This window comes from Vibrio sp. FE10 (genome assembly GCF_030297155.1).
GTDB lineage: Bacteria > Pseudomonadota > Gammaproteobacteria > Enterobacterales > Vibrionaceae > Vibrio > Vibrio apostichopi.
Window position 1 is genome coordinate 339122 of the sequence record NZ_AP028068.1, and the last position, 13950, is coordinate 353071.

General features: G+C 44.2%; 16 protein-coding genes. 8 read left to right on the forward strand and 8 right to left on the reverse strand.

Going from position 1 to position 13950, the window contains the following annotated elements:
- Nucleotides 1-98: 98 nt before the first annotated feature.
- Nucleotides 99-740: an outer membrane protein OmpW gene (gene ompW, locus QUF19_RS18670; protein WP_076668371.1), complete on the reverse strand. Its 642-nt coding sequence runs from the start codon at nucleotides 738-740 to the stop codon at nucleotides 99-101.
- 402 nt (nucleotides 741-1142) lie between these two features.
- On the opposite strand from ompW, the gene glgC reads away from it, so the two are divergent.
- The gene (gene glgC, locus QUF19_RS18675) at nucleotides 1143-2363 is read left to right on the forward strand and encodes a glucose-1-phosphate adenylyltransferase (RefSeq protein ID WP_286302035.1); all 1221 of its coding nucleotides are present in this window, start codon (nucleotides 1143-1145) and stop codon (nucleotides 2361-2363) included.
- Nucleotides 2364-2483: 120 nt separating this feature from the next.
- On the opposite strand, the gene QUF19_RS18680 is transcribed toward glgC, so the two are convergent.
- Together QUF19_RS18680 and QUF19_RS18685 are read right to left on the reverse strand one after the other, a co-directional pair.
- Nucleotides 2484-3914 carry a YfcC family protein gene (locus tag QUF19_RS18680; protein WP_286302037.1) on the reverse strand — a complete coding sequence of 477 codons (1431 nt, stop codon included), beginning with the start codon at nucleotides 3912-3914 and terminating at the stop codon, nucleotides 2484-2486.
- A gap of 424 nt (nucleotides 3915-4338) precedes the next feature.
- Nucleotides 4339-4923: a hypothetical protein gene (locus QUF19_RS18685; RefSeq protein ID WP_286302039.1), complete on the reverse strand. Its 585-nt coding sequence runs from the start codon at nucleotides 4921-4923 to the stop codon at nucleotides 4339-4341.
- Between the two features lie 302 nt (nucleotides 4924-5225).
- Between QUF19_RS18685 and QUF19_RS18690 the strand changes: the two genes are divergently transcribed.
- The 7 genes from QUF19_RS18690 to QUF19_RS18720 all read left to right on the forward strand — a co-directional run bounded on the left by QUF19_RS18690 (nucleotide 5226) and on the right by QUF19_RS18720 (nucleotide 8606).
- Nucleotides 5226-5573, forward strand: a complete 348-nt coding sequence (locus tag QUF19_RS18690; protein ID WP_286302041.1) for a hypothetical protein — start codon at nucleotides 5226-5228, stop codon at nucleotides 5571-5573.
- A 22-nt stretch (nucleotides 5574-5595) separates the two neighbouring features.
- Nucleotides 5596-6081 (forward strand): hypothetical protein, encoded by a 486-nt coding sequence (locus tag QUF19_RS18695; RefSeq protein ID WP_286302043.1) that lies wholly within the window; start codon nucleotides 5596-5598, stop codon nucleotides 6079-6081.
- Between the two features lie 3 nt (nucleotides 6082-6084).
- Nucleotides 6085-6591, forward strand: coding sequence for a hypothetical protein (locus QUF19_RS18700; RefSeq protein ID WP_286302045.1), 507 nt, complete (start codon nucleotides 6085-6087; stop codon nucleotides 6589-6591).
- Nucleotides 6592-6650: 59 nt separating this feature from the next.
- On the forward strand, nucleotides 6651-7058 hold the full coding sequence (locus QUF19_RS18705) for a hypothetical protein (RefSeq protein ID WP_286302046.1): 408 nt from the start codon (nucleotides 6651-6653) through the stop codon (nucleotides 7056-7058).
- A gap of 1 nt (nucleotide 7059) precedes the next feature.
- The gene (locus tag QUF19_RS18710; protein WP_286302048.1) at nucleotides 7060-7527 is read left to right on the forward strand and encodes a hypothetical protein; all 468 of its coding nucleotides are present in this window, start codon (nucleotides 7060-7062) and stop codon (nucleotides 7525-7527) included.
- Between the two features lie 336 nt (nucleotides 7528-7863).
- Nucleotides 7864-8220: a ribosome hibernation-promoting factor, HPF/YfiA family gene (gene hpf, locus QUF19_RS18715; protein ID WP_017106206.1), complete on the forward strand. Its 357-nt coding sequence runs from the start codon at nucleotides 7864-7866 to the stop codon at nucleotides 8218-8220.
- Between the two features lie 230 nt (nucleotides 8221-8450).
- Nucleotides 8451-8606, forward strand: coding sequence for a DUF3012 domain-containing protein (locus tag QUF19_RS18720; RefSeq protein WP_017631564.1), 156 nt, complete (start codon nucleotides 8451-8453; stop codon nucleotides 8604-8606).
- Nucleotides 8607-8769: 163 nt separating this feature from the next.
- On the opposite strand, the gene phnE (QUF19_RS18725) is transcribed toward QUF19_RS18720, so the two are convergent.
- The 5 genes from phnE (QUF19_RS18725) to QUF19_RS18745 form a co-directional block, all read right to left on the reverse strand.
- Entirely contained in the window at nucleotides 8770-9573 is an 804-nt protein-coding gene (phnE, locus tag QUF19_RS18725) for a phosphonate ABC transporter, permease protein PhnE (protein WP_009846258.1), read from the reverse strand.
- Nucleotides 9573-10397 (reverse strand): phosphonate ABC transporter, permease protein PhnE, encoded by an 825-nt coding sequence (gene phnE / locus QUF19_RS18730; protein ID WP_065111916.1) that lies wholly within the window; start codon nucleotides 10395-10397, stop codon nucleotides 9573-9575. Before phnE (QUF19_RS18730) ends, phnE (QUF19_RS18725) begins: the two co-directional genes overlap by 1 nt.
- Nucleotides 10385-11155, reverse strand: a complete 771-nt coding sequence (gene phnC / locus QUF19_RS18735; protein ID WP_060981091.1) for a phosphonate ABC transporter ATP-binding protein — start codon at nucleotides 11153-11155, stop codon at nucleotides 10385-10387. The genes phnE (QUF19_RS18730) and phnC overlap by 13 nt, the downstream gene beginning before the upstream one ends.
- A 128-nt stretch (nucleotides 11156-11283) precedes the next feature.
- Nucleotides 11284-12324 carry a phosphate/phosphite/phosphonate ABC transporter substrate-binding protein gene (gene phnD, locus QUF19_RS18740; RefSeq protein ID WP_004732989.1) on the reverse strand — a complete coding sequence of 347 codons (1041 nt, stop codon included), beginning with the start codon at nucleotides 12322-12324 and terminating at the stop codon, nucleotides 11284-11286.
- Nucleotides 12325-12624: 300 nt separating this feature from the next.
- Nucleotides 12625-13845 (reverse strand): glycerophosphodiester phosphodiesterase family protein, encoded by a 1221-nt coding sequence (locus QUF19_RS18745; protein ID WP_065105257.1) that lies wholly within the window; start codon nucleotides 13843-13845, stop codon nucleotides 12625-12627.
- Between the last annotated feature and the right edge of the window lie 105 nt (nucleotides 13846-13950).

Genomic DNA, 13950 nt, shown 5'->3' on the forward strand with positions numbered 1-13950 from the left:
AACAGCAAGTTGGATTAAGTATTTCATTAACAAGCAAGCAAAAAAAAGCGCCCAAGCTGGCTGATGCTTGAGCGCCTTTAGTAAACTAATAAGGAGGGTTAGAAGTTATAACCACCACCGATCATGAATACCCATGGGTCGATATCAACGTCTGTTTTGAACGTGTCTGTAGCCGTTTTGTATGTCGCTGTAGTGCCGATGTCTGCGTACCAAACCGATGCGTTTAGGAACCAGTCTTCATTGATCATGTAGTCCATACCAATGTTTGCTGCCAAGCCCCAAGAATCATCCAAAGACACGTCCGTTAGGCCTGCGTTTTTGCCGTTAGCGTTCAATCCTTCGTCAAAGAACACAGTGTAGTTGATGCCCGCACCTACGTAAGGACGGAAGTCGCTGTTCGCTTCACCGAAGTAGTACTGAACCATGAATGTTGGCGGAAGGTGTTTAGTATCAGCAATTTTGCCTAGACCGTTAACAGAAATGCTGTGAGAGAAAGGGCTCGCGGCTAATACTTCAAAACTGATGTTGTCAGTAAACATGTAACCGAAGGTAAGACCAAGTTGGGTATCTGAATCAACTGAAAATTCTAGGTCAGGGTTGTTAAGTACAGCGCCGCTGCTGTCGTTTGGAGATACCGTTGCTGCACCTGCACGGATGATGAAATCACCTTCTTTATGAGCAAGAACGTTGGTTGACATAAGAGCCGCAATAACCGCAATACCACATACTGTTTTTTTCATTATAATTTCCTTTTGAGGGCTTAATTCTTTATTGGTGAATGAGTAATCATTTCTTATTTTGCGTGCAAGGTAGCATAGAATAACCCTACTTTATTGATGGAAATCAATTTGTGAAAAGTTGTGATTATTTATGTAAATTTATATCGACCCGATCACTTTATTCCTTCATTTTATTGACAGTTTTGTAATGCAACTTTTCCGTGCGTCATTTTGTTAAGCTCAACACTTCTATTTTGATCGGATCGCTTTGGATCAAAATAGAGCAAGCCAATATCTCGTACGCATCAATTTGGTGCACTTCCACAAGAATCACTCTCACCTCGTTTAATATTCAATGAGTTACATTTGGCTTAGTGCTTGCAAGTCTATGTTCATAATCATAAATACATTGAGGTTCTGACTATGCAAGACACTCTAACAATCGTTCTGGCCGGCGGTGTTGGCTCTCGGCTTTCTCCCCTCACCGATAACCGCGCAAAACCTGCGGTACCCTTTGGTGGCAAATATCGAATCATCGATTTCACACTCGCGAACTGCTTGCATTCAGGGCTTCGTCAAATACTGGTGCTGACTCAGTACAAGTCTCACTCTTTGCAAAAACATCTAAGGGATGGTTGGTCGGTGCTTAACCCCGAGCTCGGCGAATACATCACTAATGTTCCCCCACAAATGCGCACAGGTGATAGTTGGTATAGCGGTACTGCTGATGCGATTTATCAAAACTTGTATTTGCTATCTCGCAGTGAAGCTAAGCATGTAGTGGTGTTATCTGGCGACCATATCTATCGCATGGATTACGCACCAATGCTCAAGCAACACAAGCAGAATGAAGCCGATCTAACGGTGGCGTGCATGGAGGTTTCGATTGATGAAGCCAAAGAGTTTGGTGTGATGGAGATAGATGAATCTCTTCAGATCAATAACTTTACCGAGAAGCCACGTTACCCCGCGTGCGTACCCGGTAGGCCAACTCGAAGCATGGCTTCAATGGGAATTTACATCTTTGATAAGGAAGTACTGACTCAAGCACTATTGGCGGATGCAGAAGATCCGAACTCAAGCCACGATTTTGGTAAAGACATCATTCCTAAATTGGTCGGCAACAACAGTGTTTACGCGCACAAGTTTGGTGATGAAGAAGGCCGAGTAACCCAAGATGCGTACTGGAGAGATGTGGGTACTATCGACTCATATTACCAATCGAATATGGATCTGTTGAAACCTGCCTCACCTATCGATTTGTACCAACCGGATTGGGCGATTCGCACCTATGATCCGCAACTGCCACCAGCACGAACCATCGCCTCTGTAGAAGGGAACCAAGGGATATTCATCAACTCGATGATCGCGAATGGGGTGGTGATTGAAGGGGGTTCGGCGCAAAACTCTATCTTCTTCCCTAAGGTCAAGGTCAGCAATGCCGCAATTGTGATTGATAGTATTCTGTTTGAAGACGTCGAGATTGGGCGAAACTGCCACATTCAGAACTGCATCATCGATAAGAACGTAAAGGTGCCAGATGGAACCCAAATCGGCATTGATAGCCTTGCTGATTCCAAACGCTTCCACATATCGAAACAGGGCGTTATCGTTGTGCCCTCTTCTTATCAGTTTGAAGAGTGATGCTTCAGTTGAAATAGCTTCTCTCTAAACCAACAAAGGCAGCGAATTCGCTGCCTTCTGATTTATGTAGACGGTCTCAAAAATCTAAACTATCTATGCGTTAGGTAAAACATCCGAGCCTTAAAAAGGTCCTAGCTCGATCATTTGAGCAATCACAACGGAAATCAGTGCACCCGCCGACCAAAACAAGAATAACGGCAAGAAAAAACGAACCCACTTGGTGTAAGGCACTTTTGCAATCGCTAGTACAGCCAGCAAACCACCGTTGGTTGGGTAAATATAATTAGAGATACCATCACCCAATTGAGAAGCCAACGCCGCGACTTGACGAGTTACTTGACCAATATCCGCCAAAGGAATAATGATTGGCATGGTGATCACCGCTTGGCCACTGCCCGACGGAATAAACAAGTTAATCGCCGCTTGCGAGAAGTAGATACCCGCCGCCGCAACCAGCTTAGAGCTCCCTGAAATGATCTGCGCAAGGTAATAGATGATTGAGTCGACAATCTTCGCATCTTCCATAATGGTCAACACTGAGCGCGCGAAGAAGATGATTAATACAGCAACCAACACATCGCTGACACCTTTGGTCCAGTACTCACAAATCTTGTTGGGAGACAAACCCGCCACCAAGCCTGGAATAATAGCCATTGCCACGAATGCGCCAGCAATTTCCGTGAAACCGAAGCCCATCGTCAGGGTACCGAAGATCATGTATGCGAATACGCCTAAGAATGCGATACCAGCGAACTTTTCACGAGTGGTCAGTGTTTTCGCTTCAACATTCGACTCATTGTGGTAACCCGTACCATGCAACAAGCCTTTGGTTGGATCTTGCTTTACCTTACGCGCGTAGTTCAATACATACCAAGCGCCCGTCAACAACATGAACATGCCGACAATAAAACGGTACCACATGCCCGAATACATAGGCAGTTCAGCAATAGTGTGTGCGATACCCGTGAAGAATGGGTTTGCCAACGCCGCAGCAAAACCCGCACAGCTTGCCAATAAAACAACGCCAAGTGCTGTAATCGCATCGTAACCAAGCTTGATGCAGATAGGGATCATCAGCGAAATGAAAATAACATCAAGTTCACGCATACCAGTGAAGGTGACGTTGAAGAAGATCGCCGTCATGATCACCGGCGCAATCACGTACAAACCTTGTTTCTTTAACTTAGTGGTGAGCGCAACAACCGATGCGTCTAGCAGACCCATGTGTTTGATGATACCGAAAGCACCACCAACAAATACCACAACACCCATCACACCAGAAGCGGACTTGAAGCCTTTAAAAAATGATTCGAAAAAAGAGGCTAATGTTGTTGGATTGCTCGCTAATAGTGTGTAGCTGTCTGGGTCGATAACCGTACGGCCATTCATGACCACTCGTTCAAATTCACCAGCAGGGATAAAGTAGGTTGCGATTGCAGCAACGATTACCATGATGACCAAAGAAAGAAATGGGTGGTTTACTTCTTTCTCTGTCGAAGCTGAGTTACCAGCTGGAGATGTAGGTACGGACGTAGATACCGTAGACGTCATATAGACTCCTTACTTGTCAGCGACCAAGAAGTACTTAGTCGCCAAGGGGGATTTTTGGGAAAACGAAACCCTTCACGCTGAACTAAGTTCGCGCTAGCTAGGCAGTTTCTAAAAGGCCTTTGATAGATGGTGCTCTCAAATGTACATAGTGAAGTAGTGAGTACTACTCTCTTTGCGTCCGAGCAAAATGCAGATGTTCAGCCAAGTCAGGCCAAACTGAATGAGGTCATTACAAGCTGATAAATAGAAAATCGGCTTTAGTAATATGTTTTTTATCAATTACAAAGACAAGCGGCGCATACTAGCATAGCGGGCCGTAAATTGTCAGAAAAGCGTGAGTTTTGTCACATTTTGTTGTGTCATGAAAAAAGCGCCCTGCAGATGCAGCGCGCTTTAAAATATATTGAGAGGTGAATCTAAAAGATTACTTAGGTGCTAGCTCGTAGTTTTCTTGCATCTCATGAGGAGCAATCCCGTACTCATAATCAGCTAAGTAGCCATCCTTATAAACCTTCATTCCCTTTTCATCCCAGCTCACTTTAATCACCGCAGTTTTGCCATCTTCACTACCCATCAGCTCTAACATCTCAGCATCGATCTTAATGGCTTTGATGGTTTTAATGCGCTTAAACGGCTTAAATTCTGTGGTCGATGTTGGCAGTGAACCATAGCTGCTGATCCACGTCTCTTTTGGAACTAACCATTGGTTGAAAATGTCATCAACAATCGCTTTCGGCATGCTTGCAATAACCACATCGTCTGTCATTACATTATTGGTTTCTAAGCTGTAACCACCCTTTCCATCTGAAACATAGGTAGGAAAATCAACGCCAATTTCAGATTCGGCAGGCAAACGGCCTAACGTCACCGACTTCTTAACATACAGTTCTGCAGTATCAAATTGCTGCATGATCTCTGGAATTTTCTGAAACTCAACAGGCACAGCAAAGGCATTAAAAGCGAAAGAAAGTGAAGCTGCGATGGCAGCCAATTTAACAGGCATTTTCATGGTATCGAATCCAAATTTAACGAAGTTGTTATGGTATCCCGTACTAACAAATACCTCAATAAACTGCAGTGGCTTATATTTGTAATTGTGATATTGAGTGACGAAATCATAAAGAGTCATTTCCTTCTACGTCATCCCTTCAAGATCCAACTGTTCTTCTATATCAAACGAAAAACTAGTCCAAATTAAAAACCAGCCCCCACTTTTACCGTACTGTCAGCCTTATGTCAGTGGCGCAAAATGGTAAGTCCTGCATCTGAACAAATCTAAAATGAGACTTCGATCATCATTTTGAGGTTCTCATGAAGGCTATTTACATCATTGCTGGCGCGCTATTGCTGAGCAGTTCTTTGGCAAACGCAAACGTGCACAAATGGAAAAATACCGAATTTCAGACCTACTCCGATAAAACACAGGTGAGGTTTTTACTGGTAAACCGTTATACCAAACAAGCCGACTACTACCTGCGAATTGATGACAAAGAATTTCCAAACAAAATCCAATTGGATGCAAACCAAGAGATAGAGCTGGATATCAATGTGAAAACACCCGCAGCTCAAATAACCAAGAAAAAGATTTGCACACGCATGGTGACGGATTCTCCGAACAGCTACGAAGTATGCACGAACCTTAGATTCAAACGGTATTAACCAAATTAACACGGTACTAACTATGTACAAGATCATAACAACGCTACGCAGAGCTTTATTGACTGTCGTTGCACTGGCTATCGCTTCATTGGCCAGTTTTTCTGTCACGAACCCTGTATTTGCGAACCCGATACCGAGTGTATCCAACCCATCAGGAACCGACCGAGTTCGTACCTCTGAGGGAGCTTCATGTGAGCAAGCGATTTCCACAGGCAAAACCGTTCAATTCGGTACTTATGGGTCAACGGGCAATGAAGATAGCGACAGCTATTACAACAATTATTACTACCAAAATCAGGATGAGGCGGGCGTTTACGCGGCTGTCACACTGCAATTTGGTGGTGAGGATCGAGTTGACTGTCGTCGACTCTACGAGTTCGAGCTCCGTGAGCGAGAACGTTTAGAAGAGCTGGCTCAAGCGGAACATGAGCTAAAGCTATTACAAATCGAAGCAGAAAAATATCGTCTGCTGAAGATGAAACAAAGCAATACCACTTTTTCGGAGTAAAAGATGCTTAATAAAAAACCATTACTTGGCCTAGCTGTTATGAGCGCATTAGCTGCCAATGCTTCTATCGCCTTGGCAAACGACGACGAAGCAAGTCATCAACCAGTTTCTGGAGATGTAATATTCTCAGGAAGTGTTGATTCTCAATGTGGCGTTCATGCGACACAAGATAGAGCTGACCTTGCTTTCGGGGAAGACTACAACGAATCCCATGCCACAGTGAAACTTGTCAGCAATACAGACCACAAGGTCAAACTCTCTGCAACAGACATCGATATATCATCATTTGGAGATCAAATAGATAAAAAGGATGTCCATATCGAATCGTCAGGCACCATTGATGAAGACAAAAGCTTGGATCATTGGGAAGGAGGCGTTGATATCCACCGTAATGAAATAGAAGATGAAGACAATCTGAATTTATATGCTCGAGTAGATGTTGATGAAGGTGATCTTCAATCAGGCATTGATTATCAAGTTAAAACCACATGGACAGTCGAGTGTAACTAACCATCATCTCTCCCACGGCAAGTCCTCTAATCACGAGGGCTTACTGACTCAGAGGCTTTATGAAAACCTTACTATTATTCTTGTCGATCTTATTTATCGCTCCCTATGCTGTAAGCACAGGGTTCGATAGACAAAAAATCGAACATTTCAACCAAGTGTGTATGGACGGTTCAAACAATCACGAACGCCGAATCTTTGATGCGCTGTCAAATTCTGAATACATAGACTGGTCGAGTATCGAATTAATCGACACTGAAAGTCGTGTTAACTACACAGATACCACAGTCGCAGCGAAGCAAAATGATCGTGTCACTTGCGATCTTATTGTTGAGTACAAATATCACCATGCCGACATTGTGCTGAGCTCAAGCTATCAGGTATCACTCAAAGATAAGCAAACCATCAGTAATGTAGCTGTTACTGAACAAGCGGTCACGGACTTTATTGTCCGAGTTATGGTGAACTAACATGTTACGTTTTATTGTCGCGTTCACTTTAATCAGCTTGTCCAGTTGTACATTGGCATCCAATAATCACTCTACACTGAGCTTTAAAAAGCATGTGAGAGAACGCTGCGGTTTAGAAGTGATCAATAACCAAGGTGAGATGAGTTTTGGTCGAGAATACGATGGCAGAGCGATCAAGCTTAAGCTGGAATCTAATCGAAAAGATTCGCGATTGTTGCTCAAACTGCAACATATTGACCTAGGCTCTATTGATGAGTCACGCATTTCAGAACTCGTGCGATTCAAAGTAGAAACGCCCGTGCGCTATGAAGGCGACATCAATTATTGGCGTCAGGGCGTCGAGTTTCCGGTTGATCAGCTCGCATCCAATAAAGAGGTCGCGATTCAAGCACGTATTACCATCCCAGAGTCACAACTGACAGCGGGTGAATTTCACTTCAATATGGAATGGGCGGTTGAGTGTCTGTAACTAGTTGAGAGTCCATAAATAAAAATTGTTAGGCGAGCTTTTTATCAAATGATGAAGCATTTAGTAGAGTGACAAGTTCGGAATTATAAAACCGATAAAGAGAAATTCACTGGGATTCAGCTCTAGATTAGAGCAAATTATCAAGGATGGAGTTTTTTTGAACATGTATTGAAAACACGAAACATAATATGCGATCAGTTCATCGGACTTTCAAGGGAGTAACAAGAGAATATTTGATAACACTGAAGTCAATCACACATGTGCTAATTCTCAGTTGGTTAATCTATGCGATGTTTGCTACGTTTAAATGACACAGTCATTGGAAAGGTATGATTTATGAAAATAAATGTTCAAACACATCATGTATCAATTAACGACGAGTCACGCAAAGACATCGAAGGTAAATTCGAGAAGATATCTAACCATTTCCCATCACTGATCAGTTGCGACATCATCATTACTAAAGAACACGGTCAACATCAGGTTGAAGTATTCACAAACTACGAAGGTGTACGAGTAACAGCAAAATCGACAGACGATGTTATGTACCCAGCTATCGCAGCAGCACTCAAGAAACTTGAAGCAGGCTTAAGTAACCGTAAGGGACAATTGAAATCCGACCTACACGAGAAGCCAACCAGTACGAAGCCAGAAATCGCTTCAGATATCATCCAAGAGATGAAGTTGGTATAACTCCACAGTAGAAGCGCGCTAACAATTAGCAGCGTACAAGAATTGCAAAGCCAGCACATGTTGCTGGCTTTTTCGATCTTTAAACTTAGCAATCCCCTTTCACTATCAAACCTCAGATTCGGCTCAAATCCATATCTTCTTTAAATCCCTTAAGCTACTGGTTGCTATAACAATCATCAATGGTATTTGATAGAGTTATCCGAAACCTAGACCAAAACGGAATATTTGTTATGAAGAAAGTCGCGTTGATACTTTTCCTAGCCACTCAGTTAATGGCATGTACCGAGGTTGGCAGTGAAGCTTGGTGTGCGGATATGAAAGAGAAGCCTAAAGGCGACTGGACGGCTAATGAAGCCGGTGATTTTGCTAAGCATTGTATTTTCTAAATAGGCACTAACTACTCCAGAGTTTTTCTATTTTTTAGATAAAAAAACGACCGCTAGGTAGACCGAAGTACCTAGGGTCGTTTGAGCTTCAAAATGCTAGATAAGCTCTTAACTTTCAAACAAAACACATGTTACAAAAAACATAGTGAACACAACACACTCATTAGATCAGCTTGTTACGGATGTGGATCACCACTGCTTCTGCAACGATAACCACGGCGAAGATACTCACTAATACCATTGAAACTTTTTGCCACTCGAAAAGGTTCTGCGCGTCGTTTAGCACCACGCCAATACCACCAGCGCCCACCAAACCGAGTACCGCAGATTCACGTACATTAATGTCCCAACGGAACAGTACGATGGAATAGAACGCTGGCATCACTTGTGGCCAATAACCTTTCAGTAAAACGCTCATCCACGAAGCTCCAGTCGCGCGTAAAGCTTCAATAGGCCCCATGTTCACTTCAGCAATTGCTTCCGCTAACAGCTTCCCTACAAAGCCGATACTGCGAATGGCAATCGCCATAATCCCTGCGAGAACACCGGGGCCAAACAGTGCGATGAACAACAACGCCCAAACCAATGAATTCACTGAACGTGAAGACACGAGAAAGAATTGAGCAATCCAGTTCAAGGCTTTATTCGGAGTGATATTTGGCGCATTCATCAGCGCCAAAGGAATAGCAAATACCAAGGTAAACAAGGTACCCAACGTGGCGATGTGCAGTGTTTCAATCATCGCTGCGTGAATCGACTCAGGATAGAACGCGTAGTCCATTGGCACCATTCGTTCGAACATGTCGGCAAACTGCGCTGGCGCGTCGTATAAAAACTCTGGAATCACTTCAACGGTCTGCCAAGACCACACGATGGCGCACACAAGGCTAAGGTAAACGGCAAATCGAGCCACACGTTCGTTTGGTGTAAAGCGCTGCCACTCTCTATCGATAGATGCAGTTGTCATTAGAAGATTCTCCTAACAATATTGGAAAGAAATTCACCCACAAGAATCAACGCGATAATGGTGATCAAAATAGCGGCGACGAAGTCGTAGTCAAAACGTTGGAATGCTGAGAAAAGTGTACCGCCAAGGCCACCCGCCCCCACGATGCCAACCATGGTTGAATTACGTAAGTTTGAGTCCAACTGGTAGCTAGCAAAACCAATAAAACGAGTAAATACCTGTGGCATCACCGCGTACAGAATGACGCTGACAAAGCTCGCCCCCGTCGCTTTAATCGCTTCAACCGGTTTAAAAGAGATCTCTTCAATGGCCTCAGCAAACAACTTGGCGATGAAACCGATAGATGCGAATACTAAAGTCAGAATCCCCGCCAGAGCACCAAAGCCAACCGCTTTCACAAACAAGATAGCGATAATCACTGGGTGGAAAGAACGACACAGTGCGATGAAGCCACGAATCGGTGTTGATACAATCGAAGGCATCATGTTTCTCGCAGCAAGTAAGCCAAGAAACAGCGAAATGACGATGCCGAAGAAACTCGAAATGATCGCTATCTGTAAGCTCTCCGCTAAGCCACTTAGCAGTAAATTAGTACGCGAAAAATCTGGCGGAAACATTCTTGATAGTAACCGCTCACTTTCACCAAAACCGATGACCAAACGATCAAAGGTCAGCCCTAACGTCGCAAAGCTGTAAAACAAGTAGCCAATGATTGCAGCGATAATGGCACGGTTAGTCCATGAGGTTTTGAACGGATTCTCGTGCTTCGCTGGCGATGTGCTTGATGAAACGCTTGGCGACGAGCTTGGATTTAATCCAGCCATGACTCACCCCCATAAATGATTTTTAGGTCTTCTTCTGAAATACCTTCAGGGCTGCCATCGTAATGCACCTTGCCATTACACATGCCGATGATGCGCTTGGCATAACGTTTGGCTAAGTTCACATCGTGGATATTCACCAACACTGGGATGTTTTTCTGTTCTGCGAAGGTTTCCATCAACTCCATGATCTCAACCGCGGTTTTTGGGTCGAGTGATGACGTTGGTTCATCCGCCAATAAGATATATGGGTCTTGCATGACTGCGCGAGCAATACCAACACGCTGTCTTTGGCCGCCCGATAAACTGTCGGCACGTTGGTTTGCAAAGTCTTGTAGGCCTACAAATTCAAGTAGCTCGAACGCTTTTGCTAAGTCTTCAGCTGAGTAGTTACGACGCCATGCATTCCAAGCGGTCATGTAACCCAAACGACCACTCAACACGTTCTCGATAACCGTTAAACGTTCCACGAGGTTATATTCTTGGAACACCATACCTATGTGTCGACGCTGTTTACGTAGCGCTTGACCTTTTAATTGAGTCAGGTCTGCGCCATCAAAAATGATTTCGCCTTGGCTTGGATCGTTGAGTCGGTTGATACAACGCAGAAGCGTACTTTTACCGGTACCAGATGGACCAATGATCGCGATGATGCCTGGTTCATCGATATCAATATTAATGCCTTTAAGGATTGGCTTGCCTGCCACATATTCGTGGAAAAGGTTGTTTATCTTTATTCCTTCATAGCTTGCTACGGCCATACTGCATTTCCTTGTGCGAATTTTAGAATGATCTATGCCCTACCCGCGAGGGCATAGATATTTAGTTGAAGTAGGTGTTTTTAAAGAACTAAGTCTTTCTAAAACTTAGTCTTCTAATAGAAAAAGAGTTAGCCGTTGTTTGCTTGTTTTGCTAGCTCAGCGGCTTTTTTCTTTGCACGTTTAGCCGCATCTTTTTCAGCCAATTTCTTCAAGCCAGTTTTGGTGTAAGCCGTACCTGTCGCATGAGCGATATCACGAATCACATCCCACTCTTCTTTGTAGCTGATTGGAGAGAAACGGTCGGCACCTTTAAACGATGCGCTCATTTCTGGTGTAAAGCGGTAGCTAAAGAAAGCCTCGTTGATCTTCTCAACGAGCTCTGGTTTTAGGTTGTAAGCATAGCCAAACGCAGACGTTGGGAAGCGTGGGCTACGGTAGATGATCTTCAGTTCAGAATCGTCGACACGACCTGCTGCGACCATGCGGTCATAAACGTCAGATGCCACAGGTGCCGCATCATAGTCTCCATTGAACACACCGAGAATAGATTGGTCATGCTTACCTGAATAAAGCACTTTGTAATCTTCATCTGGCACTAGGCCTTTCGCTGGGAATAACGCACGAGGAGCTAGGTTGCCAGAGTTGGAAGATGCAGAAGTGTGTGCAACCTTTTTACCTTTCAGATCAGACATTTTGTTAATGCCGCTGTCTTTACGCACAATCGTGATTAGGTTGTAGCCTTGGAAGCCCGACTCGTCACCTTTCACTGCGATTGGAACGTAACCCGCGAGGTTAACTGCGTAGCCAGTCGGGCCAGTCGAAAAACCTGCAACATGCAGTCGACCAGAACGCATCGCTTCTACTTGTGCAGAGTTCGAGTGAACTGTGTAGTAAATCACTCGCTTACCTGTAATTTTACTCAGGTGAGCTTGGAAATCTGCAAACGCATCTTTGTACAACGCTGGGTCTTCTACTGGCGTGTAAGTAAACACAAGCGTACTTGGGTCGTTCCACTCATCTGGGTTCTTCGGTGAATCGGCGACCAAATCTTGGTTTTCATCACAGTATCGATCGTCTAACACACCACGACTAGAGCAGTCGCTTGCCATAGCCATTGAAGGAAGTAGTAATGAGCTAGCGATTAACAGTCCTTTAACACTGATTTTCATATTCAAACCTTACTTTTACTTATTGTTGAAAGTCATCTTCGCTATTGCAGCCTTTGTGCCACCTTTTAATTCATTTAATTTCAACAACTTAAATTAAAACTTAAATTGGCAAATTACTTTTGTGTCATTACTGTCCAACCGAGAAGTCTCTATTTGGGTCATTTATGTCCCGCCAAGTTCGGTGGTAAAAAAAGAGCCCGAAGGCTCTTTGGTTCACTGCTTTTTCTTTTATTATTCTTTAGCTAAGTAATCTCTATACAAACGCTATAATTAGCGACGTAACAGCGCTCTCTGAATAGCCTAAGCGTCGCTGTCCATACAGTTTGCGTAATAAGTTACCGTTGCAGGCCAGTCGCTGAATACGCCCATGACACCGACATCTTGCGCCAGTACATCAAGCATTTTCATCATGTCGCCATCATTGTTGATGCCATCTTTCACGCTTTGGTAATACCAACCGCCGCCTTGCGCTAGTGGGCCCGAACGCTCAAGTGTCCATGCAATAATCTCAAGGTCAGCATCCTTTGCCAGTTTCGCGTAGTTTGACGCAACCAATTCGTTGTTCTCACCTAGCTCAACCAAAGCAAACAGAGGTGGCGCGATGATATTCACACCCGCATCGTGAAGCTCTTTCATGTTTTCAACAGACGCGACAAAGTCCGCTTGCTCATAGACACGGTCGTCAAGATAAACGGCTTGCTTACCGAACTTAGGCGTCTCATTAACCCAGTACTTCACATCATCTAAGTTGAATGACTGCAAGTAAGTCTCCGAAGGCTCAAAGCCCGCCTCTTTCAGCTCATCCACCAGCTTCTGCGCGTACATCTCTTGGCTAAAACCATTGAAAGGCATTTCTACCGCCGCCGATTTAAGTTCTGGAGTCACCTTCACTCCATGCTCTTTAAACAATGCCGCACTTTCGGCGTGTGTCATCAGTGTGCCACTTTGGCTGTAAAGATCGGTTCTCCAACCAGGTGTGCCATTCATGTACTCTTCAACCGTGGTTGCTTTTGGATTCGCACCATCCATTTTCCCTTTAAGAGTCTTAAACTCCGCTAGCGTGAAATCAGAGGTACGACACTCAACCTGCGCATCTTCGCCTGTCGCTGGATTGGCTGGCGTGAACGGTGTTGAACACTTCTTAGCGAGATCTGGATGCGCCAAAACATCGGTTGTGGTATGCAGATCACTTTGAGAGTGACGACATACCAACGCCTTGTCTTTAGTGAAAGTCACATCACATTCCACGACGCCCGCACCCATTTGAATCGCTGCTAAGTAGGATTCCTTAGTATGCTCAGGAAACTGCATCGCAGCTCCGCGATGTCCAATAGAAAAATCACTACGATGAAAAGGTCCTTCACTGCAACTCAACAGTTTGGTTTTCAAAGGGCTCTCATCCATATTGTTCACTAAAAAGAGGGGACGAGGACCTAAGTCGGCTGATTCTGCTGCGGCCCATGCCGTCATCGAGCTCACGCCTAGTATCAGAGCAATCGAACCTTTCAGTATTTGCTTCATGTTTGTATCTCCTTGCAACAAGCAATTATTTTTCTAACTTCCTTTATTCGATCATTCAGTGTTGGATAGCTGTCATATATAGATAGTTGTCATATAAATTTGGGC

Bases quoted from the DNA above. Each gene is read 5' to 3' on its own strand.
- ompW (WP_076668371.1), bottom strand. From the start codon at position 740: ATGAAAAAAACAGTATGTGGTATTGCGGTTATTGCGGCTCTTATGTCA.
- glgC (WP_286302035.1), top strand. From the start codon at position 1,143: ATGCAAGACACTCTAACAATCGTTCTGGCCGGCGGTGTTGGCTCTCGG.
- QUF19_RS18680 (WP_286302037.1), bottom strand. From the start codon at position 3,914: ATGACGTCTACGGTATCTACGTCCGTACCTACATCTCCAGCTGGTAAC.
- QUF19_RS18685 (WP_286302039.1), bottom strand. From the start codon at position 4,923: ATGAAAATGCCTGTTAAATTGGCTGCCATCGCAGCTTCACTTTCTTTC.
- QUF19_RS18690 (WP_286302041.1), top strand. From the start codon at position 5,226: ATGAAGGCTATTTACATCATTGCTGGCGCGCTATTGCTGAGCAGTTCT.
- QUF19_RS18695 (WP_286302043.1), top strand. From the start codon at position 5,596: ATGTACAAGATCATAACAACGCTACGCAGAGCTTTATTGACTGTCGTT.
- QUF19_RS18700 (WP_286302045.1), top strand. From the start codon at position 6,085: ATGCTTAATAAAAAACCATTACTTGGCCTAGCTGTTATGAGCGCATTA.
- QUF19_RS18705 (WP_286302046.1), top strand. From the start codon at position 6,651: ATGAAAACCTTACTATTATTCTTGTCGATCTTATTTATCGCTCCCTAT.
- QUF19_RS18710 (WP_286302048.1), top strand. From the start codon at position 7,060: ATGTTACGTTTTATTGTCGCGTTCACTTTAATCAGCTTGTCCAGTTGT.
- hpf (WP_017106206.1), top strand. From the start codon at position 7,864: ATGAAAATAAATGTTCAAACACATCATGTATCAATTAACGACGAGTCA.
- QUF19_RS18720 (WP_017631564.1), top strand. From the start codon at position 8,451: ATGAAGAAAGTCGCGTTGATACTTTTCCTAGCCACTCAGTTAATGGCA.
- phnE (WP_009846258.1), bottom strand. From the start codon at position 9,573: ATGACAACTGCATCTATCGATAGAGAGTGGCAGCGCTTTACACCAAAC.
- phnE (WP_065111916.1), bottom strand. From the start codon at position 10,397: ATGGCTGGATTAAATCCAAGCTCGTCGCCAAGCGTTTCATCAAGCACA.
- phnC (WP_060981091.1), bottom strand. From the start codon at position 11,155: ATGGCCGTAGCAAGCTATGAAGGAATAAAGATAAACAACCTTTTCCAC.
- phnD (WP_004732989.1), bottom strand. From the start codon at position 12,324: ATGAAAATCAGTGTTAAAGGACTGTTAATCGCTAGCTCATTACTACTT.
- QUF19_RS18745 (WP_065105257.1), bottom strand. From the start codon at position 13,845: ATGAAGCAAATACTGAAAGGTTCGATTGCTCTGATACTAGGCGTGAGC.